Raw genomic sequence first — 21,042 nt, 5'->3', positions numbered from 1 at the left:
GGAAAAATAGAGATTGTCGACAATCGTCTAATAACCCTAAGCGCCAGGGCAAGACAAAAGGCCCGCCCCCGGCGCTGGCGCCATAAAACCAGCATGCTAGAATGCCGCCCGCATTGGCCTGTCATCTTTTTATGGCACGCATACGAGGGAGCTTGCGCAGCAATGCCGGTCGCCTTGAACTGAAGAACCCATGCCCATCAGGATCTATGAGACTCAAGGCCCTTCCCCTACTGCTCTGCCTGCTTGCCCTGCCCGGCATCAGCGCCGCCGCCGGCAAGACTGTCTACGGCTTGAATGAATACGCTCGGCTGTCCGGCATCGACCTGGAGGTCGCGGCCAAGCTCGACACCGGGGCCAAGACCGCTTCCCTGAGTGCCCGCGACATCAAGCGCTTCAAGCGCAATGGCGAGTCCTGGGTGCGTTTCTACCTGGCGATCGACGCCGCCCATTCCCATCCCATCGAACGGCCTCTGGCCCGGGTCAGCAAGATCAAGCGCCGTGCCGGCGACTACGACCCCGATGAGGACAAGAACTACACCGCACGGCCGGTCATCGCCCTGGATGTCTGCATGGGCAGCGCCTTGCGCAGCATCGAAGTGAACTTGACCGACCGCAGCGCATTCCAATACCCGCTCCTGATCGGCTCCGAAGCCCTGAAACGCTTCGATGCGCTGGTCGACCCCAGTCTTAAATACGCTGCTGGCAAACCCGCCTGCGCCACCGACGCTCATACCGCAGAGTAATTCCAATGCGCTCTCTTACCCTTCATCTGAAAGTCCTGATCGCCATCCTGGTGGTGCTGGGCATTTCGATCACGGCCTATCAGATCTTCGTGCTCGGCATTCCGGTGACCGAAGACGCTACCGACGATCTGTGGAACATCGATGCCAAGGTCGAGTTCGTCGCCAACGGCAAGGACCCGATCAAGATCCAGATGTTCGTGCCGCCCCTGAGCCGCGATTACGTGAGCCTCAACGAGAGCTTCATTTCCAACAACTACGGGGTGGCGGTGAACCGCGTCGACGGCAACCGCAAGGTCACTTGGTCGGCGCGCCGGGCCAAGGGTAACCAGACCCTGTACTACCGCCTGGTGCTGACCAAGCGCTACAGCGCCGAGAAAGCCAAGGTCAAGGGTCCGACCTTCCGTGACAGCATGGCCGTGGAAGGCCCGGAAAAGATCGCCGCCGACGCCCTGCTGGCGCCGATCCGCCAGCATTCGGCGGACGTCGAGACCTTCATCAGCGAAGCCATCAAGCGGGTCAACAACGCCAATGATGACAACGCCAAGCTGCTGCTGGCCGGCGATCCGTCCAGCACCAACAAGGCGAAGATTGTCGAGCTGCTGCTGTCCATCGCCCACGTGCCGGTGGAAAAGGTCCACACCATCCGCCTGGTGGCCGACCAGCCGCAGACCCCGGAGCTCTGGCTGCGCAGCTTCAACGGCACCGACTGGCTGTACTTCAACCCGGAAACCGGTGAGCAGGGCATGCCCAGCGACCGCCTGCTGTGGTGGACCGGCGACGACAACCTGATCACCGTCGATGGAGGCAAGAAAGCCAACGTCACCTTCAGCCTCAACAACAGCGAAATGAACGCCATTCGCCTGGCCAAGCTGACCGACGAGAACACCGACGCCAACTTCCTCGAATACTCGCTGTACGGCCTGCCGCTGCAGACCCAGCAGACCTTCATGATCATGGTGATGATCCCCATCGGCGTGCTGGTGATCCTGGTGCTGCGCAACCTGATCGGCCTGCAGACCCTTGGCACCTTCACCCCGGTGCTGATCGCCCTGGCCTTCCGCGAGACCCAGTTGGGCTTTGGCATCGTGCTGTTCACGGTGATCACCGCGCTCGGGCTGTCCTTGCGCTCCTACCTCGAACACTTGAAGTTGCAGATGCTGCCGCGACTCTCGGTGGTACTGACCTTCGTCGTGGTGCTGATCGCCGCCATCAGCCTGTTCAGCCACAAGCTGGGCCTGGAACGCGGCCTGTCGGTGGCGCTGTTCCCGATGGTGATCCTGACCATGACCATCGAACGCCTGTCCATCACCTGGGAAGAGCGCGGCGGCGGCCATGCGATGAAAGTCGCCATCGGCACCCTGTTCGCCGCCTCCCTGGCGCACCTGATCATGAGCGTGCCGGAACTCACCTACTTCGTCTTTACCTTCCCGGCGATGCTGCTGATCCTGGTGGGCTTCATGCTGGCGATGGGTCGCTACCGCGGCTACCGCCTGACGGAGCTGGTGCGTTTCAAAGCCTTCGTCAAGGCCGACTCCTGATGTTCGGCCTGTGGAAGACCTGGAAAGCCCTGGAAGCGCGGGGAATCATGGGCATCAACCGGCGTAATGCCGACTACGTGCTCAAGTACAACAAGCGCAGCCTGTACCCCATCGTCGATGACAAGATCATCACCAAGGAACGGGCGATCAAGGCCGGTATCCATGTGCCGGAACTGTACGGGGTGATCTCCACCGAGAAGGAAATCGACAAGCTCGGCGAGATCCTCAAAGGGCGCAACGACTTCGTGATCAAGCCGGCCCAGGGCGCCGGAGGTGACGGGATCATTGTGATCGCCGACCGCTTCGAGGGCCGCTATCGCACGGTGTCCGGCAAGATCATCAGCCACGAAGAGATCGAGCACCATATCTCCAGCATCCTCACCGGCCTGTATTCCCTGGGCGGCCACCGCGACCGGGCGCTGATCGAGTACCGGGTGACCCCGGACCAGATCTTCAAGAGCATCAGCTATGAAGGCGTGCCGGACATCCGCATCATCGTGCTCATGGGCTACCCGGTGATGGCCATGCTGCGCCTGCCGACCCGCCAGTCCGGGGGCAAGGCCAACCTGCACCAGGGTGCCATCGGCGTCGGGGTCGACCTGGCCACCGGCCTGACCCTGCGCGGCACCTGGCTGAACAACATCATCACCAAGCACCCGGACACCACCAACGCGGTGGACGGCGTGCAACTGCCCTACTGGGACGGCTTCATGAAGCTGGCGGCCGGCTGCTACGAACTCTGCGGCCTGGGCTACATCGGCGTGGACATGGTGCTGGACCAGGACAAGGGCCCGCTGATTCTCGAACTCAACGCGCGGCCGGGGCTGAACATCCAGATCGCCAACGACTGCGGCCTGACCCAGCGCACCCACGCCATCGAAGCCCACCTTGAGGAGCTCAAGGCCCAGGGCATCGAGGAAAGCGTCGAGGAGCGGGTACGCTTCGCCCAGGAACTGTTTGGCCATATCCCTGCCGTGGAAGGCTGATAGCGCCTGCCGCAGGGTGCGAACGGAAGGTCCTGCGGACCTTTTCGCAGCCTGCGGCAGCAGCTACAGGTCGGTGAATACGCCACGAACCGGGCAAACACCGACATCCCCTCTAGGAGCAACTCCTGCAGAGGCATACAATCGCCAACCGCGCTCCGATGGCTGATTTGCCCCGCATGTTGACCTGTTCCGTACACCCGCTCCCCTACCGCACCAACCCCGCCGAGTATTTCGCGGCAATCGAGCACGCCCCCGGCGCCGTGCTGCTGGACAGCGGCCGGCCCAGCGCCGAGCGCGGGCGCTATGACCTGCTCAGCGCCTGGCCCCTGGCGCAGTTGACCGTGGCCGCCGCAGAAAGCGGCAGGGGCTTTCTCCAGCGCCTGCGGGACAACCTGGGGCAACTGGGCCCGGCGCAACTACCCGCGCCTTATGAACTGCCCTTCGCCGGCGGCCTGATCGGCTACCTCAGCTATGACTTCGGCCGCCATCTGGAGCGCCTGCCAAGCCAGGCCCGGGATGACCTGCAACTGCCCGACGCACGCTTTGGCCTGTATGCCTGGGCGCTGATCAACGACCACCAGGCAGGCACCAGCCAGCTGGTGTTCCACCCCAGCCTGGATGACACCGAGCGCCAGCGCCTGATTCAACTGTTCAGCCAGCCTCTGCCCGCGTCGCAGCCGGCATTCAAGCTGACCGGCGCCATGCTGGCTGATCTGAGCGCCGAGGACTACCGCCAGGCGTTCCAGCGCATCCAGCACTACATCCAGGCCGGCGACTGCTATCAGGTGAACTTCGCCCAGCGCTTTCGCGGCCAGTACCAGGGTGATCCCTGGGCGGCCTATTGCGCCCTGCGCGCCGCCTGCCCGACCCCCTTCTCGGGTTTCCAGCGGCTGCCGGAAGGCGGTGCGGTGCTGAGCCTGTCGCCGGAGCGCTTCGTCCACGTCAGCCAGGGCCGGGTGGAAACCCGCCCGATCAAAGGCACCCGCCCCCGCGGCCGGGATGCGGCGCAAGACGCGGCCAATGCCGCCGAGCTGCTGGCCAGCCCCAAGGACCGGGCGGAAAACCTGATGATCGTCGACCTGCTGCGCAACGACCTGGGGCGCACCTGCCGCATAGGCTCGGTACGGGTACCGGAGCTGTTCAGCCTGGAAAGCTACCCCAACGTGCACCACCTGGTGAGCAGCGTCACTGGCGAGCTGGCGGACGGCAAGGACGCCCTGGACCTGATCGCCGGCAGCTTTCCCGGTGGCTCGATCACCGGAGCACCGAAGATCCGCTCGATGCAGATCATCGACGAGCTGGAACCCACGCGGCGTGCCCTGTACTGCGGTTCGCTGCTGTACCTGGACGTGCGCGGAGAAATGGACAGTTCGATCGCCATCCGCAGCCTGCTGGCCAAGGACGGGCAGATCTGTTGCTGGGGCGGCGGCGGAATAGTCGCGGATTCCGACTGGCAGGAGGAATACCAGGAGTCCATCACCAAGGTGCGGGTGTTGCTGGAGACATTGCAGGGGCTTTAGGGCCTCTTCGCCGGCAAGCCGGCTCCTACACTCCCACCCGTAGGAGCTGGCTTGCCAGCGAAGGCGTCGGCAGGATTTGTGAAAAATCCAAGGGTCTCTTCGCCGGCGAACCGGTTTACAGGCTCAAGGTGCGGTTGGAAGCCTTGATGAACTCCTGCTTCAGCTCGGCAAAGCTGTGCACCGCCGGGAACTGCGGGAACTCGCGGATCACGTTGTCCGGGGCGTGGAACAGGATGCCGGCATCCGCCTCACCGAGCATCGTCGTGTCGTTGTAGGAATCCCCCGCCGCAATCACCCGGTAGTACAGGCTCTTGAAGGCCAGCACCGACTGGCGCTTGGGGTCTTTCTGGCGCAACTGATAGCCGGTCACCCGGCCGCCGTCATCGGTGATCAGGCGGTGGCAAAGCAGGGTCGGAAAGCCCAGCTGGCGCATCAGGGGCTGGGAAAATTCATAGAAGGTGTCGGAAAGGATCACCACCTGGAAGCGCTCGCGCAGCCAGTTGACGAATTCCACCGCGCCGTCCAGTGGCTTGAGGGTGGCGATCACTTCCTGGATATCCGAAAGCTTCAGGCCGTGTTCGTCGAGAATCCGCAGGCGCTGTTTCATCAGCACGTCGTAGTCGGGAATATCCCGGGTGGTTGCCTTGAGGGATTCAATCCCGGTTTTTTCGGCAAAGGCGATCCAGATTTCCGGGACCAGTACACCTTCCAGATCGAGACAGGCAATTTCCACAAGACACTCCCATTGGTTCTGATTATTTAAATTGAGCGAGCAAAAGGACTGCCGAACTCTAGCGATTCGCCTGCACAGGCGCAACGCAGAGGAGCGCGCCAGGGCGGTGTGGATTTTGTTAAGATCGCCCCCCTATAGAGCGCACAGCGCCACCGACCTGTAGGAAACCGCCCTGATGACCACATCGTTCGACGTCGCTGAACTCGCCGCGACCTATGCCAACAAGTCTGCCCAGGACATTCTCAAACTGGCCTTTGCCCAGTTCGGCGATGACCTGTGGATTTCCTTCAGCGGTGCCGAGGATGTGGTGCTGGTGGACATGGCCTGGAAGCTGAACAAGAACGTCAAGGTGTTCAGCCTGGATACCGGCCGCCTGCACCCGGAAACCTACCGTTTCATCGATCAGGTGCGTGAGCACTACAAGATCCAGATCGAGCTGATCTCGCCAGACCACAGCAAGCTCGAACCCTTCGTCAAGGAAAAGGGCCTGTTCAGCTTCTATAAGGACGGCCATGGCGAGTGCTGCGGTATCCGCAAGATCGAACCGCTGCGGCGCAAGCTGTCCACCGTCAGCGCCTGGGCCACCGGCCAGCGCCGTGATCAGAGCCCGGGTACCCGCAGCCAGGTGGCGGTGCTGGAAGTCGACACAGCCTTCTCCACGCCGGAGCGCACCCTGTACAAGTTCAACCCACTGGCACAAATGAGCAGCGAGGAGATCTGGGGTTACATCCGCATGCTCGAACTGCCCTACAACAGCCTGCATGAACGCGGCTTCATCAGCATCGGCTGCGAGCCCTGCACCCGCCCGGTACTGCCCAACCAGCACGAGCGCGAAGGCCGCTGGTGGTGGGAGGAAGCCACCCAGAAAGAATGCGGCTTGCACGCCGGCAACATCATCAGCAAAGCCTGACCCCCTTCCCTGCGGGCGCGCCTGAAGGACGCCCGCACTGAAAGCCAACCCGCAGCAAAACCTGTACACAAGAATGTCACCGTAGGTGCCATTTTTGTGTGCACTTCAAAGATTCCCCGCCCCAAAAGGTTACAAGCCTTTCCTGCGCCGATATCCATTGGGCGCCAAGCCGTGCCTGGCGAAAAATAAATACCTGTTCAAACGGTCAATTTTTAATCTCGTCTTTTCAGAAGGTTAGGAATAACCCATAACAAAACGAAATCAGCAGCCAATTTCATAGTCGTGAAATTGGCACAGAAGTGGCTTTAGTGGATTTATGTTTTGTATACAAAAAAACCAAAACATACATACACTAACCGTCCGCACGCCTGACCCACGACTCAAGCTGCAGATGCCCCGAACCCAGTGATTCCTCCCCTGTGACGAAGATTGTCGAGCCCCCTCGCTCAAGCACAGTCATCCAGGGCCGGAGTCAGGAGCATGCCGGAATGCGTACCAGCCCTTCCAACAACATCGCACTGGATCTGCCCTCCTCGCCGCATTCGCACAACGTCCAACAACCGGTCGCCGATGCGGCCCCCATCGCGCTCAGCCCACGCCTGCACAACCGCGACCTGGCACCGACCAAGGTCGAAGGCCGGCGCTGGGGTGGCTACAGCATCTTCGCCTTGTGGACTAACGATGTGCACAACATCGCCAACTACTCCTTCGCCATCGGCCTCTACGCCCTGGGCCTGGGCGGCTGGCAGATCCTGCTGTCCCTGGGGATAGGCGCGGCGCTGGTGTATTTCTTCATGAACCTGTCCGGCTACATGGGGCAGAAGACCGGGGTGCCGTTCCCGGTGATCAGCCGCATCAGCTTCGGCATCCATGGCGCGCAGATTCCGGCACTCATCCGGGCGGTGATCGCCATCGCCTGGTTCGGCATCCAGACCTACCTGGCCTCGGTGGTGTTTCGCGTGCTGCTCACGGCCATCCATCCGGGCTTCGCCGATTACGACCACAACTCGATCCTCGGCCTCTCGACCCTGGGCTGGGCCTGCTTCCTGGTGATCTGGCTGGTGCAACTGGCGATCCTCGCCTATGGCATGGAAATGATCCGACGCTACGAAGCCTTCGCCGGGCCGATCATCCTGCTGACCGTGGCCTGCCTGGCCGCCTGGATGTACACCCAGGCCGAGGGGCAGATCGCCTGGTCGATCCGCGAACCTCTGACCGGCGGCGAAATGTGGCGGCAGATCTTCGCCGGCGGCGCCCTGTGGCTGGCAATCTACGGCACCCTGATCCTCAACTTCTGCGACTTCGCCCGCTCCTCGCCGTGCCGCAAGACCATCAAGGTCGGCAACTTCTGGGGCCTGCCGGTGAACATCCTGGTGTTCGCCACCATCACCGTGCTGCTGTGCGGCGCGCAGTTCCAGATCAATGGCCGGGTCATCGAAAGCCCCACGGAGATCATCGCCTCGATCCCCAATACACTGTTCCTGGTCCTGGGCTGCCTGGCCTTTCTGATCGTGACCGTGGCGGTGAACATCATGGCCAACTTCGTCGCCCCGGCCTTCGTCCTCAGCAACCTGGCGCCCAAGTACCTGACCTTCCGCCGCGCCGGGCTGATCAGCGCGGCGCTGGCGGTGCTGATCCTGCCGTGGAACCTGTACAACAGCCCGCTGGTGATCGTGTATTTCCTCTCCGGCCTGGGCGCCCTGCTCGGCCCGCTGTACGGGGTGATCATGGTGGACTACTGGATCCTGCGCAAAGCCCAGGTCAACGTGCCGCAGCTCTATAGCGAAGACCCGCAAGGCGCCTATTTCTACAGCCACGGGGTCAACCTGCGGGCAGTGGCGGCCTTTATTCCCGCGGCGCTGATCGCCATCGTACTGGCCCTGGTGCCGGGTTTTGCCAGCGTCTCGCCATTCTCCTGGCTGATCGGAGCCGGCATCGCCGGGATGCTCTACCTGATCATCGCCAAGCGCCAGCCCGGCTACGCGGACGTCAGCGGCGAAAGCATCGCCGTGGACAACGTCAGCCATTGAACCTGCCCAGCCCGGCGCGCCGGGCCTGAACTGCCCAACCTGCAAGGAACCCTCATGCGAATTCTCGTGGTCAACGTCAACACCACCGACTCCATCACCCAGGCCATCGCCCACCAGGCACAAAGCGTGGCAGCGCCGGGTACCGAGATCATCGGCCTGACTCCCTACTTCGGTGCCGAATCGGTGGAAGGCAACTTCGAAAGCTACCTGGCGGCCATCGCCGTAATGGACCGGGTGCTGGCCTACGACCAGCCCTATGACGCGGTGATCCAGGCCGGCTACGGCGAGCACGGCCGCGAAGGCTTGCAGGAACTGCTGAACGTGCCAGTGGTGGACATCACCGACGCCGCCGCCAGCACTGCCATGTTCCTTGGCCACGCCTACTCGGTGGTCACCACCCTGGACCGCACCGTGCCGCTGATCGAAGACCGGCTCAAGCTCTCCGGCCTTTATGACCGCTGCGCCTCGGTGCGGGCCAGCGGCCTGGCGGTACTGGAGCTGGAGGAGGACCCGCTGCGCGCCGTGGAAGCCATCGTGCGCCAGGCCGAACGGGCGGTGACCGAGGACAAGGCCGAAGTCATCTGCCTGGGCTGCGGGGGCATGGCCGGCCTGGATGAACAGATTCGCTTGCGCACCGGGGTGCCGGTGGTGGACGGAGTAACGGCAGCAGTGACCATTGCCGAGTCCCTGGTGCGTCTGGGGCTATCCACCTCCAAGGTACGCACCTATGCCACACCCCGGCCCAAGCGAGTGCTGGGCTGGCCCTTGCGGGCGGGGCGCTGAGGCCGGCGGTACATAGAGTCGTCGCCAGGCCGGCTCCTACAAGGCGCTGAAGGCCTGAGCCAGGCCTTGCTCGGCGAACTGCTCGATGACGAAGTCGACGAAGGCCCGCGTCTTGCCCGGGAGCATCTTGTGCTCGGCGTAGTAGATCGAGGTAAAGCCATCGTCCACGTACCAGTCCGGCAACACCCGCTGCAAGGCCCCGGAACGCAGGTAATTGACGGCAAACGGCATGCTCACCAAGGCCAGGCCCAGCCCTTGGGCCGCGGCGATGCAGGCGGCCTCGGAATCGCTCATGGTCATGCTGGCCTTGAGCTCCAGCGGGCACATCAGCCCTCCCCGACCGGTCATCTGCCAGGTGCGGATGCGCCCGGTCTGGGGGGAGCGGATAAGAATCCCGCGGCAATGCCGCAGGTCTTCGGGCCCGTTGATCGGTGCCCGCCCCCGCAGGTAATCGGCGCTTGCCACCAGCACCCGGTGAGCCGGCGACAGCCGCCGGGCGACCACTCCCTGGGGCAATTCGAAACCGCCGCCAATGGCCGCATCGAAACCTTGGCCGATCAGGTCCACCTGGCGGTTGTCGAAATGCCAGTCGGGATGAATATCCGGGTAGCGGCGCAAAAAGGCGCCGAGCATCGGCACTATGTACAGCCCGCCGAACACCGTGCCCATGCTGACCTTGAGCGTCCCCGCCGGGCGCCCCTGGGCATCGGCCAGGGTGCTGACCGCGTTCTGGATGGTCTGCAGGCTGTCGGCGACTTCCGCGAGAAACAGGCGGCCGGCCTCGGTCAGGGTCAGGCGTCGGGTGCTGCGCTGGAACAGGCGCACACCAACCCGGGTTTCCAGCTTGGCCACGCTCTTGCCCACCGCCGCCGGGGTCAGGCCGAGCCGTCGCGCCGCCTCGGCAAAGCTGCCGACTTCAGCGCTGCGGACAAAACATTCGATACTGCTAAAGGCTTCCATAGAGGCCACTCTAAACTTCTGGTTTACACAGAGTATAGAAATTACCGGCTACACAGAGGCTAATCAGCGGCAGATACTCGCTCCAAGCACAAGGCACCCGGCCTTGAATCTCTGGAGAAGCACATGAGCACATATGACCTCAGCGGCAAAGTAGCCTTGATCCAGGGCGGTTCCCGCGGCATCGGCGCAGCCATTGTCGAGCGCTTGGCGGCAGAAGGCGCCAGCGTCGCCTTTACCTACGTCAGTTCGGCGAGCAAGGCCCAGGCCCTGCAGGACAGCATCATCGCCAAGGGTGGCAAGGCCCTGGCGATCCACGCCGACAGCGCCGACGCCGAGGCCATCCGCCGAGCAGTGAACGACAGCGTCAAGACCTTTGGCCGCCTCGATATCCTGGTCAACAACGCCGGGGTGCTGGCCATCGCACCCTTGGACGAGTTCAAGCTGGAGGACTTCGACCAGACCCTGGCGATCAACGTGCGCAGCGTATTCATCGCCACCCAGGAAGCCGCACGACACATGGGCGAAGGTGGGCGCATCATCAACATCGGCAGCACCAACGCCGACCGCATGCCCTTCGCCGGTGGCGGCCCCTACGCCATGAGCAAAGCCGCACTGGTGGGCCTGACCAAGGGCCTGGCCCGGGACCTGGGCCCGCGGGGCATCACCATCAACAACGTCCAGCCCGGCCCGGTGGACACCGACATGAACCCGGCGGACAGTGACTTCGCCGCGAGCCTGATGAACCTGATGGCTATCCGTCGCTATGGCCATGCCGAAGAAGTCGCCGGTTTCGTCGCCTACCTGGCCAGCGCCGAAGCGGGCTATATCACCGGCGCCAGCCTGACCATCGACGGTGGCTTCGGCGCCTGATACCCCACAAAAAAACGGGCCGCCGGTGACCGGCGGCCCGTTTTTCAGTGCCTTTAAAACAGCGGTTTGCTACCGCTCAGCCATCAGTCCCAGTGCAGGTGGGGCAAGCCGCAGGCAGCCGGCTGAAAGCCTTTGAGGGAACGGATGATCCCGTGGGCATGGGCAAACTTGCTATCGGCCATGGCCGGATCGGGCACTGCGATCACGCTCATGCCAGCGGCCCTGGCCGCGGTCACGCCAAACGGCGAATCCTCGAACACCAGACACTCGGCCGGGGCCACCCCCAGGCGGCGGGCAGCCGTGAGGAAGATATCCGGCGCCGGCTTGGCCGCCGTCACTTCCGGATCGTCGGCGGTGACGATGGTGTCGAACAGCGCGAACCAGTCGCCATGGCGGGTGGTTTTCTCGCCGAACGACATCTGCGACGAACTGGTGCCCACGGCAATGGGGATCCGGTGTTCCTTCAAGTGCCGCACCAGCTCTTGGGCCCCGGGCATGGCCTGGGCGCGGGGAAAGCGCTCACGCATCAACGGTTCGCGCATCACCAGGAACTCTTCGGCGCTGATGGGCAGGTCCAGGGCCTGGACCACATAGCGCGCCAGGTCGCCGGCTCCCCGGCCGATGATGTTCTGCTTGATGGTCCAATCGTAGGTGCGGCCATAACGCTCGGCGATCAACTGGGTGATCTCGGTGTAGATGCCCTCGGTGTCCAGGAGCAAGCCGTCCATGTCGAAAATGACGGCCTTGATCGGCCCCAAATCATTCAACTGTGCATTCATCGCATCTGATCCGTTAGCAAAAGTACATTCCAGGGAGCGGCTCAGGTACGGCCAGTTCTTCTTGGCAATTCATCAATTAAAGGATTCAGCAGCATAGCGGCGGGCTTGGGTCGGGAGCAACCGAGGGGGCTGGACGGCGGTTGCTGCGGACCTTAGTTGGCTGCACCAGGCGGGCTCTTGTCGCCTTCCGGCGCCTCTTGCAGAGGTACGCGTGCATCGTCCTGCAATGAACCGGGGTCTTCATTCCCGGGGTCGTTGATCACCTCCGGCTCGTCGGAAGCGGGCTGTGCCTGGCCTGGCGTCTCGCGGGGCATGATCGTCTCCTTGAACATCGGGACTCAGAGCCTTGAGTATGGCGAAGCCTGGGGCAAGCCACACAAAAAACCCGGCGCAGGGCCGGGTTTTCTTCAGGCAAGGCAGAATCAGTGACGCTTCTTGTGACCCATGCTGCTACCCAGGGCGCCACCGGCCGCGCCGCCGATACCGGCACCGACGGTCGAGCCGGTGCTACCGCCCAGGCGATTACCGATCAGCGAGCCACCGGCCGAACCCAGGCCACCACCGATGGCCGCCTTGGCCCGGCTGCCTTTGCGCGCCCCGGCCGCACTGCCTGCCGCACCGGCAACACCCGCGCCGATTGCCGCACCGGTACTGCCACCGAGCTTCTGCCCGACCACATTGCCCAACGCGCCGCCAAGCCCGCCACCAATGGCTGCAGTGCCATCGCCGGCCATAGCGCCTTGAGCCAGCAGAAGTCCCACAACCAGGGCAGGTAGAGTTAAACGCATGACTTGAACCTCAAAGAAAGACTGTCGGACTGACAAGAAAGCCCAGTGCCACGCTGGCCAATTCGAGCTATCGCGGCCGCACCCGGGTTGCTCCCAGGTGCCTTGGACAGCTGATTTTAAAAGAGTTTTATCCCCGCGCAAAAAAAAGCCCGCTGGGGAACGGGCTAGGGATGCTGCTTTTAACGGATGGTTCGAGCCTACTCAGGCAGATGTGAAGATTATGTGAAAAGAGCCTGTCAGTGGGAGCAACACCAACAAACCTTGGGCTTCACCTATCCCGAGGCATCTTCAGCTCACCTTACCGAAAATGTTCAGACCGGGCCGCTGGCAGGCAACGCCTTGGAACGTTACCAGTGCAACGCCCCGATCTCCGCCACAGAGGCTCGAACGCAGTTGCACTCAACGAATGCTGCGGATGCTGCCTTTATTGCCTTTGACCGTGACCGAGACTTTCTTGAAGACAAAGTAGTTTTCTTCACTCACTTCATAACGCGGAGCAACGATCAGGTCGGCGCCCGAAGATTTGACTGCCTTGAAAGCCGCAGCGGACTTGACCGCACTGACCGGATCGAGGCCCAGGCCACCCAGCGCACCACCGCCATCGCCACCGTAAGCCACACCGTCGGCAAACTGGCTATCGCCACCGAACTTCAGGAAACCAAACAGAATGTTGACCGACGACTGACCGGAAATCGCTTCGCCCACTGCTACATCCGCCTTCAGGTCAGCCTTGACCTGACTGTCGATTGGCGAAGATGGCTGGCTGATGTTGTAGCTGGTGCAACCTGCGGCGGTGGCAACAAGCGTGGACAATGCGAGGAGTTTGAAAATGGCTTTCACGTTTATTTCCTTATCGCGTTTCATATAAAAGGCATCATCGCTGGATGCGCAGCCCCGTTTGAATCGGGATAAGGAACATATCGCCACTTATAACAAATTGAGATAAGAAAATTCCTAAACACATAGAAAAACATCTTAACAAATAGCCCAAAAAGCTCCCTAGCGAACAATGGGACCTCGCCAATCTTTCCCCTGAAAAACCTCCAGGCAATAAAAAGCCCCGCATAAAGCGGGGCCGCCTGCATCCTACGTTACCTTCTCTTCGGCAACGCCCTGGGGAAAAACATCTTGTTGCTGGCTACAGGCACCGCCGCCTTTCTCTTGCTGACAACTGTGCCAGAAGATTCAACCTCTGCTTCGAATGCGGCCTGACCGCAACGCACTAAGTTGTTGATTGGGAACTCATCCCCGTTGTCTTCAATATAAGCAAGACTCCTCATACCCAGCTCCCTCCAACAACCGACCAGTACCGGCAAGCTCCTGATTGCCTGGAAAATACTGCTCGTCACGGCAGTTCAGACTAGACAGTCATTTGCCGACCCGCCGTTCAAAACAGACAGGCGCCGACGAGTGGCTGCACGCCATGGGCGACGATGGATCGCTCCACCTCCCGACCGCACGTAACAGCTGAAAATGGGCCGGTTGTCATCGGGTTACTACAGCTGGCATTAAAGCTTTGAAGACCAGCCTGGAAGCATGTGCTCAAGCTCTACATTACTTCACCAGCCGCCACCACCTGAAAAAACCCAGATTTTTATATCTTTGTCAATAGTGCCGTTGAGCGACTGTGCGGAAAATAACGCAGTGCTAGGCTTTCCTGGCGTCACACCATGCGCGCGCCCGATCTGTTCAGGCTATTGATAAAGGCAGGTCAGGCTCAGGTACAAGCCGCTTGTCAGATGACTGAAAGGATTCGCACATGAAAAAGTCCATAACTGCTCTGGCCGTATCCGCGACGATCGCTTTCACCGCAACTGTCGCGAACGCTTCCGTACATCCGACCCCGATCAAGGCTCCGCAGACCCTCAATCAGGTGACAGCTTCTACTGATACCCCTTTCGGAACCCAAAAAGCAGCGAGCGAAATCCAGATGGCCAGCCTGGCCAGAAGCTGCTCCGATAGCCGATATTCCTGGTGGGAATACAGCGGTTGGGAAATCGTCGGCTGCCTCATAAGCGGCCAGTGGTAACCCTTCAGGCGTAGCTGGTGCGTGGTTTGCCGAATGAGCGCGCACCAGAGCCTGCTACAGGCTGCCCCGGGGTCAACCCAACACAACTTCCCCCTACCTGCTCGATCGGGACATTTTTCAGACGCCAAAAACCACAAACCCCCGACTTTCTTTAGGAAAGTCAGGGGTTTGTGTTTGTAGAATGTGGCGGTGAAGGAGAGATTCGAACTCTCGATACAGTTTCCTGTATACACACTTTCCAGGCGTGCTCCTTAAGCCACTCGGACACTTCACCGTATCTCTTCAAACCGATTCAGTCTGTCGAGGCGCGCTAATGTAGTCGATCGCTTTTCAGATGGCAAACTTTTTTTTCAGAATTTTCATGCGCTTAAGCTCGATCCCCGGCCAAGGGCAATGCAGCCCCCCATGCAATAAGGCAAACCGGCCATTCTTCAGCCTTGCCCACAACCCTATAGAAGAAACCATGCGTTACCCGCTGTGTGATGCAGGGCCCTTGGCGGCCTCGGGGCTGACTCACCAGTCAGTCATGGCGCTTTACCGCAGCTACCGTGGTGGGTAACTTCTGCAGCACTTCAATACAAGGAATTGCGTCATGAGTGAGTTGATTTCCTACCATCTCGAAGACGGTATCGCGACCCTGACCTTGAGCAATGGCAAGGTCAATGCCATCTCCCCGGACGTGATTGCCGCCTTCAATGCGGCGCTGGATCAGGCTACCGCCGATCGCGCGGTGGTGATCATCACCGGCCAGCCGGGGATTCTCTCTGGCGGCTACGACCTCAAGGTCATGACAGCCGGCCCCAAGGAGGCCGTGGCTCTGGTAACCCTGGGTTCGACCCTGGCCCGCCGCCTGCTTTCCCACCCCTACCCGGTGATCGTCGCTTGCCCAGGGCACGCGGTGGCCAAGGGCGCGTTCCTGCTGCTGTCGGCGGACTATCGCATCGGTGTCGAAGGCCCCTTCAGCATCGGCCTCAATGAAGTGCAGATCGGCATGACCATGCACCACGCGGGTATCGAGCTGGCCCGTGACCGCCTGCGTCGCTCGGCTTTGCATCGCTCGGTAATCAATGGCGAGATGTTCGACCCGCAAAGCGCGGTAGATGCCGGCTTCCTCGATAAGGTGGTAGCGCCCGATGAACTGCAAGGCGCCGCCCTGGCCGCTGCACGCCAGTTGAAGAAGATCAACATGGTGGCGCACAAGAACACCAAGCTGAAGGTGCGCAAGGCACTGCTGGATGCCCTGGACAACGCGATCATCCAGGACCAGGAGCACCTGGGCTGAAACCCTCGGATTTGCTACCTGAACCAGCCCGGCCTTCGCGCCGGGCTTTTTACTGCATGCCTTGCCAACAAGCCGCGACCGCTCTAGATCACCATCGCCAGCCATTGCTGGAAACATGTACTTAAACATCGCCCATCTCCCGGCTGAGAACGGCAATTGCCGAAAACAGTGTACATCCGTACACTGCGCCACCTTTTGTCCCCGGGTGGGCCGTTTAGATGCTGTATCTGCTTCGTATGTCGTTGATGGGCTTGCACTTTATCCTGGCAGGCAGCCTGGGCCTGCTGCTCGGCCTGTGCCGCCCATTCAACCCGGACAACAGCCGACTGTGCGCCCGTCTCTACGCCTGGCCGGCGATGTGCATCCTGCGCTTGCGGGTCAAGGCCGAGGTCGGCCCGCTGATGGACAAACCCCAGGGCTGCGTGATCATCGCCAACCACCAGTCCAACTACGACCTGTTCGTATTCGGCAACGTGGTGCCGCGAAGGACCGTGTGCATCGGCAAGAAGAGCCTGAAATGGGTGCCGCTGTTCGGCCAGCTGTTCTGGCTGGCAGGCAACGTGCTGATCGACCGTGGCAACCCGCACAAGGCCCGGCGCTCGATGCTCACCACCACCCACACCTTGCAGCACGAGGACACCTCGATCTGGGTCTTCCCGGAAGGCACCCGCAACCTCGGGGAAGAGCTGCTGCCCTTCAAGAAAGGTGCATTCCAGATGGCCATCGCCGCAGGCGTGCCCATAGTCCCGGTGTGCGTCAGCAGCTACATCAAGCACATGCGCCTGGATCGCTGGAACAGCGGCAAAATCCTGATCCGCTCGCTGCCCGCCATCCCCACGGCCGGGCTGACCCTGGACGACATGCCCCTGCTGATCGCCCAGTGCCGCGAACAGATGCGCGAATGCATTGCCAGCATGGACCGCCAGCTGCAGGCCGCCTGACCCCGGCGCCACAAAAAGCCCGCCTTGCGCGGGCTTTTATTTGTCCGCGAACTCCCTCGCGGCCAGTGACTCTGATGGAGCATTGCAGGCTAAGCTGCACCTGATCTATCACCGCCCCCTTGATAAGAAGAAGTGAACCGGAACCATGGGTAGAGTTGTTGCTGCCGCCGTCTACAGCGGCGGAAAAAAAGTCACGGATATCAGCCTCGACGAAGGGGCCGCCTGGGCCGCCAAGCCCGGCCACTTCGTCTGGATCGGCCTGGAGGAACCCAACGCCCACGAGCTGGCCAACCTGCAGCGCCAGTTCAACCTGCATGAACTGGCCATCGAGGATGCCCTGGAAAAGCACAGCCGGCCGAAGCTGGAAACCTTCGGCGACGCGCTGTTCATCGTCACCTATTCGCCGGTGCGCGATCAGGGCAAGCTGGAGTTCATCGAAACCCACATCTTTGCCGGCAACGGCTACATCATCACCGCGCGCAACGGCCACTCGGCCTCCTATGGCTACGTGCGCCAGCGCTGCGAGGCGCGCCCGCTGCTGCTGGAGCACGGTGAAGACTTCGTGCTCTATGCCCTGCTGGACTTCGTTACCGAGAACTACCAGCCGGTCAGCGAAGCCATCCACGCGGAAATCGACGAGCTGGAGCGCAACGTCCTCTGCGACTCGCTGAACGAACGGGACATCCAGCACCTGCACGGCCTGCGCCGCGACGTGCTGCGCCTGCGCCGGCATGTAGCGCCCATGGTGGAGATCAGCGAAGAGCTGCAGAAGCTCAGTTTTCCCTTTATCGACAAGAACATGCGGCCGTACTTCCGGGATGTGCAGATTCACGTCACCCGGCAGATGGAAGACCTCTCGACCCTGCGCGATATCGCCAGCCAGACCATCGAGATCGGCGTACTGCTGGAGGCTTCACGGCAAAGCATCGTGCAACGCAAGTTCGCCGCCTGGGCCGCGATCCTGGCGTTTCCGACGGCGGTGGCGGGAATCTACGGGATGAACTTCCAGAACATGCCGGAGCTGAGTTGGCACTACGGCTACTTTGGCGTCCTGGGTTTTATCAGCGTGGGTTGTGTCGGCCTCTGGGCCAGCTTCAAGCGTTCCGGCTGGCTCTGAAGGAGCGACGGCCCTGCGCCTTGCGGCAGGGCCATGGCCGGGTTCAGGCAGCCTCGGGCTTGTGAGCGACGAAACGCATCATCCACTCCGCCACAGTGGTGCCGTGATGGTCGTGCTCAAGGCTGGCCACGCCCTTCTGGTAGATCTGCTCGCCGAGAAACTCCTGGCGCAGGTCCAGTAAGGCGCGGGAATAGTCGTGGATGAACTCGGGGTGGCCCTGGAAACACAGCACCTGATCATTGATATGGTAGGCCGCGAACGGACAGAAATCGCTGGAGGCGATCACCGTGGCGTTCTCCGGCAAGGCGGTAACCTGGTCCTGATGGCTGATCAGCAGCGTCAGCTCCTCCACCACCGGGCTCATCCACGGCGCCTTGGCCGCCAACTTGTAGCTGTGGGTACCGACACCCCAGCCCTGGCTCGCGCGCTCGCTCTTGCCCCCCAGCAGCAATGCCAGCAACTGATGGCCGAAGCAGATGCCCAACAGCTTGTCGCCACGCTCGTAGCGCCCCAGCAGGTAGGTCTTGAGGGTCTGGATCCAGGGATCGGTGCCGAACGAATCGGCCTTGCTGCCTGTCACCAGATAGGCGTCGAATTCCAGGTCATCGCTGGGGTACTCCCCCTGGACCACGTTGTAGACGCTGAATTGGGCAGCGATGGGCTGCTGGGAAAACAGGCGCTGGAACATCTGCCCGTAACCCTGATATTGATCGACCAGTTCGGGACGCAGGATATCGGTTTCAAGAATGCAGATGCGTAGCGACATAAAAAATTCCTGACAAGGCGATGGCAATAATGAACAGTCCAGAGCCTGCCTTGAAATACCACGGCAAGGCAAGCCCCGGATCAGCTCATTGAGCGCCTGTCGGTGTCAGAACAACTGGCCCAGGCGAGCCTTTTCCAGAAGCAGCGTCGGCGGCCGGAAACGCTCGCCATATTGCTCGGCCAGGTACTGCGCACGGGCGACGAAATCCTGCACCCCGTACTGATTGATGAACTGCAGGGCGCCCCCGCTCCAGGCGGCAAAGCCGATGCCGAAGATCGAGCCGATGTTGGCGTCCGCCGTGGAGTGCAACACTCCCTCCTCCACACAACGCACAGTCTCGATGGCCTGGACGAACAGCAGGCGATCCCGCACATCCTGGGGCGAGATCTGCCCGTCGGCCTTGTAGAAGCGCGTGCGCAACTGCGGCCACAAATGCTTCTGGGCACCGGCCGGATAATCGTAGAAACCGCCACCGGCCGCCTTGCCCGGGCGCTTGTATTCGTTGAGCAGCAGGTCGATCACGGCAAATGCCGGATGTTCGATGGCCGGCTTGCCCTCGGCCTGCAGGTCCTTGGCGGTCTGCTGGCGGATATGGCTCATCAGGCTCAGGGAAACCTCGTCGGAAATTGCCAGCGGCCCCACCGGCATCCCGGCCTTGCGCGCTTCGGTCTCGATCATCGGCGCCGCGATGCCCTCGCCGAGCATGGCGATGCCTTCGTTGGTGAAGGTGCCGAACACCCGGGAGGTGAAGAAACCACGGCTGTCATTGACCACGATCGGGGTCTTCTTGATCTGCAAGACAAAGTCGAAGCCGCGGGCCAGGGTTTCATCGCTGGTTTTCGCCCCCTTGATGATTTCCACCAAGGGCATTTTTTCCACCGGGCTGAAGAAATGCAGGCCGATGAACTTGTCCGGGTTCGGCACTGCCGTAGCCAGGCCAGTGATGGGCAGGGTCGAAGTGTTGGAGGCGATCACCGCGTCACCGCCGACCACCTGCTGCGCAGCCCGGGAGACCTTGGCCTTGAGCTCGCGATCCTCGAACACCGCCTCGATGATCAGGTCGCAACCGGCCAGGTCGGCATCCTCGGCGGTGGTGCGGATCCGCGCCAGGGTGGCGTCCCGCTGCTCGCGGCTCAACTGCCCGCGAGCCACCTTTTTCTCCAGCAGCGCCGCCGAGTGGGCCTTGCCCTTCTCGGCCGCCTCGAAGCTGATGTCCTTGAGCACCACCTCGATACCCGCCACCGCACTGACATAGGCAATGCCCGCGCCCATCATGCCGGCGCCAAGCACCCCGAGCTTTTTCGTGACCTGCGGCGGCACGCCCTGTGGCCGTGAGCTGCCGGCATTGATCTGGTTGAGCTGGAACCAGAAGGTGCCGATCATGTTCTTCGCCACCTGGCCTGTGGTCAGCTCGGTGAAGTAACGGGTCTCGATCAGTTGCGCGGTGTCGAAATCCACCTGGGCGCCTTCGACGGCAGCGCAGAGGATCTTTTCCGGCGCGGGGAAGCAACCCTGGGTCTTGATCCGCAGAATCGAGGGGGCGATGGCCAGCATCTGCGCAACCTTGGGGTTCGACGGTGTGCCACCAGGGATCTGGTAGCCGCGCACATCCCAGGGCTGTTGCGCGCCCGGGTTGGCGAGGATCCAGGCCCGAGCCTTGGCCAGCAGGTCGTCGCGGTCCGTCGCCAGGGCATCGATCAGGCCTGCTTGCAACGCCTGCTGCGGGCGCACTTTCTTGCCTTCCAGCAGATAGGGCAGAGCCTTTTCCAGGCCCAGCATGCGCACCATGCGCACTACCCCGCCGCCGCCGGGCAACAGGCCCAGGGTGACTTCCGGCAGGCCGACCTGTACCGATTTATCGTCCAGTGCAACGCGATGATGGCAGGCCAGGCAGATTTCCCAGCCGCCGCCCAGGGCCGCGCCATTGATTGCAGCGACCACCGGCTTGCCCAGGGTTTCCAGGGCTCGCAGCTGGCCCTTGAGGGCCAGCACCATGTCGTAGAAAGCCTTGGCCTCGGGCCTGCCGACCTTGATCAGCTCATTGAGGTCACCGCCGGCGAAGAAGGTCTTTTTCGCCGAGGTGATGATCACCCCGGCAATCGATTCCCGTTCGGCCTGCAAGCGCGCCACGGCACCGGCCATGGCGTCGCGGTACAGGGCATTCATGGTGTTGGCGCTCTGGCCCGGCATATCGATGGTCAGGACGACGATCTGGTCCTGGCCTTTTTCGTAACGGATGGCATCGGTCATGAAAGGGATTCCTTGAA

20 protein-coding genes and 1 tRNA gene are annotated in these 21,042 nt (G+C 61.8%); 12 read left to right on the top strand and 9 right to left on the bottom strand.

The genetic code is table 11. From position 1 onward, the window contains the following. Positions 1–206 precede the first annotated feature (206 nt). From rloA to pabB, 4 genes are all read left to right on the top strand, one after another. A complete protein-coding gene (gene rloA / locus PFLCHA0_RS09455) occupies positions 207–743 on the top strand; it encodes a retropepsin-like aspartic peptidase RloA (RefSeq protein WP_011060179.1) in 537 nt (178 codons plus the stop codon). 5 nt (positions 744–748) lie between these two features. After that, entirely contained in the window at positions 749–2,281 is a 1,533-nt protein-coding gene (rloB, locus tag PFLCHA0_RS09450; protein ID WP_011060178.1) for an osmotic stress tolerance membrane protein RloB, read from the top strand. Beyond that, entirely contained in the window at positions 2,281–3,267 is a 987-nt protein-coding gene (locus PFLCHA0_RS09445) for an alpha-L-glutamate ligase-like protein (RefSeq protein ID WP_015634740.1), read from the top strand. Before rloB ends, PFLCHA0_RS09445 begins: the two co-directional genes overlap by 1 nt. Before the next feature lie 176 nt (positions 3,268–3,443). Then, positions 3,444–4,787, top strand: coding sequence for an aminodeoxychorismate synthase component I (gene pabB, locus PFLCHA0_RS09440; protein ID WP_011060176.1), 1,344 nt, complete (start codon positions 3,444–3,446; stop codon positions 4,785–4,787). A gap of 115 nt (positions 4,788–4,902) precedes the next feature. Here the strand turns inward: pabB and thrH are convergent, their stop codons facing one another. Next, the gene (gene thrH / locus PFLCHA0_RS09435) at positions 4,903–5,520 is read right to left on the bottom strand and encodes a bifunctional phosphoserine phosphatase/homoserine phosphotransferase ThrH (protein WP_015634738.1); all 618 of its coding nucleotides are present in this window, start codon (positions 5,518–5,520) and stop codon (positions 4,903–4,905) included. Between the two features lie 175 nt (positions 5,521–5,695). Between thrH and PFLCHA0_RS09430 the strand changes: the two genes are divergently transcribed. The 3 genes from PFLCHA0_RS09430 to PFLCHA0_RS09420 all read left to right on the top strand — a co-directional run bounded on the left by PFLCHA0_RS09430 (position 5,696) and on the right by PFLCHA0_RS09420 (position 9,243). Next, positions 5,696–6,430, top strand: a complete 735-nt coding sequence (locus PFLCHA0_RS09430; protein WP_015634737.1) for a phosphoadenylyl-sulfate reductase — start codon at positions 5,696–5,698, stop codon at positions 6,428–6,430. 488 nt (positions 6,431–6,918) lie between these two features. Continuing rightward, a complete protein-coding gene (locus PFLCHA0_RS09425) occupies positions 6,919–8,460 on the top strand; it encodes an NCS1 family nucleobase:cation symporter-1 (RefSeq protein ID WP_015634736.1) in 1,542 nt (513 codons plus the stop codon). 54 nt (positions 8,461–8,514) lie between these two features. Further along, positions 8,515–9,243, top strand: coding sequence for an aspartate/glutamate racemase family protein (locus PFLCHA0_RS09420; RefSeq protein WP_015634735.1), 729 nt, complete (start codon positions 8,515–8,517; stop codon positions 9,241–9,243). Positions 9,244–9,279: 36 nt separating this feature from the next. Here PFLCHA0_RS09420 and PFLCHA0_RS09415 read toward each other — a convergent pair whose 3' ends face one another. Then, positions 9,280–10,203: a LysR family transcriptional regulator gene (locus PFLCHA0_RS09415; protein ID WP_011060171.1), complete on the bottom strand. Its 924-nt coding sequence runs from the start codon at positions 10,201–10,203 to the stop codon at positions 9,280–9,282. A 123-nt stretch (positions 10,204–10,326) separates the two neighbouring features. Between PFLCHA0_RS09415 and PFLCHA0_RS09410 the strand changes: the two genes are divergently transcribed. After that, positions 10,327–11,073: a 3-oxoacyl-ACP reductase family protein gene (locus tag PFLCHA0_RS09410; RefSeq protein ID WP_015634734.1), complete on the top strand. Its 747-nt coding sequence runs from the start codon at positions 10,327–10,329 to the stop codon at positions 11,071–11,073. An 83-nt stretch (positions 11,074–11,156) separates the two neighbouring features. Here PFLCHA0_RS09410 and PFLCHA0_RS09405 read toward each other — a convergent pair whose 3' ends face one another. From PFLCHA0_RS09405 to PFLCHA0_RS09390, 4 genes are all read right to left on the bottom strand, one after another. Further along, on the bottom strand, positions 11,157–11,852 hold the full coding sequence (locus PFLCHA0_RS09405) for an HAD-IA family hydrolase (RefSeq protein WP_011060169.1): 696 nt from the start codon (positions 11,850–11,852) through the stop codon (positions 11,157–11,159). 152 nt (positions 11,853–12,004) lie between these two features. Next, complete coding sequence (locus PFLCHA0_RS09400; RefSeq protein ID WP_172621742.1) at positions 12,005–12,166, bottom strand: hypothetical protein; 162 nt, start codon at positions 12,164–12,166, stop codon at positions 12,005–12,007. A gap of 108 nt (positions 12,167–12,274) precedes the next feature. Continuing rightward, positions 12,275–12,640: a glycine zipper domain-containing protein gene (locus tag PFLCHA0_RS09395; RefSeq protein WP_015634733.1), complete on the bottom strand. Its 366-nt coding sequence runs from the start codon at positions 12,638–12,640 to the stop codon at positions 12,275–12,277. Between the two features lie 399 nt (positions 12,641–13,039). After that, complete coding sequence (locus PFLCHA0_RS09390) at positions 13,040–13,504, bottom strand: hypothetical protein (RefSeq protein WP_015634732.1); 465 nt, start codon at positions 13,502–13,504, stop codon at positions 13,040–13,042. An 895-nt stretch (positions 13,505–14,399) separates the two neighbouring features. Here PFLCHA0_RS09390 and PFLCHA0_RS09375 point away from each other — a divergent pair. Then, positions 14,400–14,669: a hypothetical protein gene (locus tag PFLCHA0_RS09375; protein WP_041752037.1), complete on the top strand. Its 270-nt coding sequence runs from the start codon at positions 14,400–14,402 to the stop codon at positions 14,667–14,669. A gap of 184 nt (positions 14,670–14,853) precedes the next feature. On the opposite strand, the gene PFLCHA0_RS09370 is transcribed toward PFLCHA0_RS09375, so the two are convergent. Continuing rightward, positions 14,854–14,943 (bottom strand) — tRNA-Ser (locus PFLCHA0_RS09370). A 318-nt stretch (positions 14,944–15,261) separates the two neighbouring features. Here PFLCHA0_RS09370 and PFLCHA0_RS09365 point away from each other — a divergent pair. The 3 genes from PFLCHA0_RS09365 to PFLCHA0_RS09355 all read left to right on the top strand — a co-directional run bounded on the left by PFLCHA0_RS09365 (position 15,262) and on the right by PFLCHA0_RS09355 (position 18,009). After that, positions 15,262–15,951 carry a crotonase/enoyl-CoA hydratase family protein gene (locus PFLCHA0_RS09365; RefSeq protein ID WP_011060161.1) on the top strand — a complete coding sequence of 230 codons (690 nt, stop codon included), beginning with the start codon at positions 15,262–15,264 and terminating at the stop codon, positions 15,949–15,951. Positions 15,952–16,169: 218 nt separating this feature from the next. Then, positions 16,170–16,892, top strand: a complete 723-nt coding sequence (locus PFLCHA0_RS09360; protein ID WP_015634731.1) for a lysophospholipid acyltransferase family protein — start codon at positions 16,170–16,172, stop codon at positions 16,890–16,892. 145 nt (positions 16,893–17,037) lie between these two features. Then, positions 17,038–18,009 carry a magnesium and cobalt transport protein CorA gene (locus PFLCHA0_RS09355; RefSeq protein WP_011060159.1) on the top strand — a complete coding sequence of 324 codons (972 nt, stop codon included), beginning with the start codon at positions 17,038–17,040 and terminating at the stop codon, positions 18,007–18,009. A 43-nt stretch (positions 18,010–18,052) separates the two neighbouring features. Here PFLCHA0_RS09355 and PFLCHA0_RS09350 read toward each other — a convergent pair whose 3' ends face one another. Further along, complete coding sequence (locus PFLCHA0_RS09350; protein ID WP_015634730.1) at positions 18,053–18,775, bottom strand: amidotransferase; 723 nt, start codon at positions 18,773–18,775, stop codon at positions 18,053–18,055. Between the two features lie 105 nt (positions 18,776–18,880). Beyond that, complete coding sequence (locus tag PFLCHA0_RS09345) at positions 18,881–21,025, bottom strand: 3-hydroxyacyl-CoA dehydrogenase NAD-binding domain-containing protein (protein WP_015634729.1); 2,145 nt, start codon at positions 21,023–21,025, stop codon at positions 18,881–18,883. Between the last annotated feature and the right edge of the window lie 17 nt (positions 21,026–21,042).

This window comes from Pseudomonas protegens CHA0, from assembly GCF_000397205.1.
Lineage (GTDB): Bacteria > Pseudomonadota > Gammaproteobacteria > Pseudomonadales > Pseudomonadaceae > Aquipseudomonas > Aquipseudomonas protegens.
Note: the sequence above shows the minus strand (reverse complement) of the source record. Positions and strands in the feature narration are given on the sequence as shown.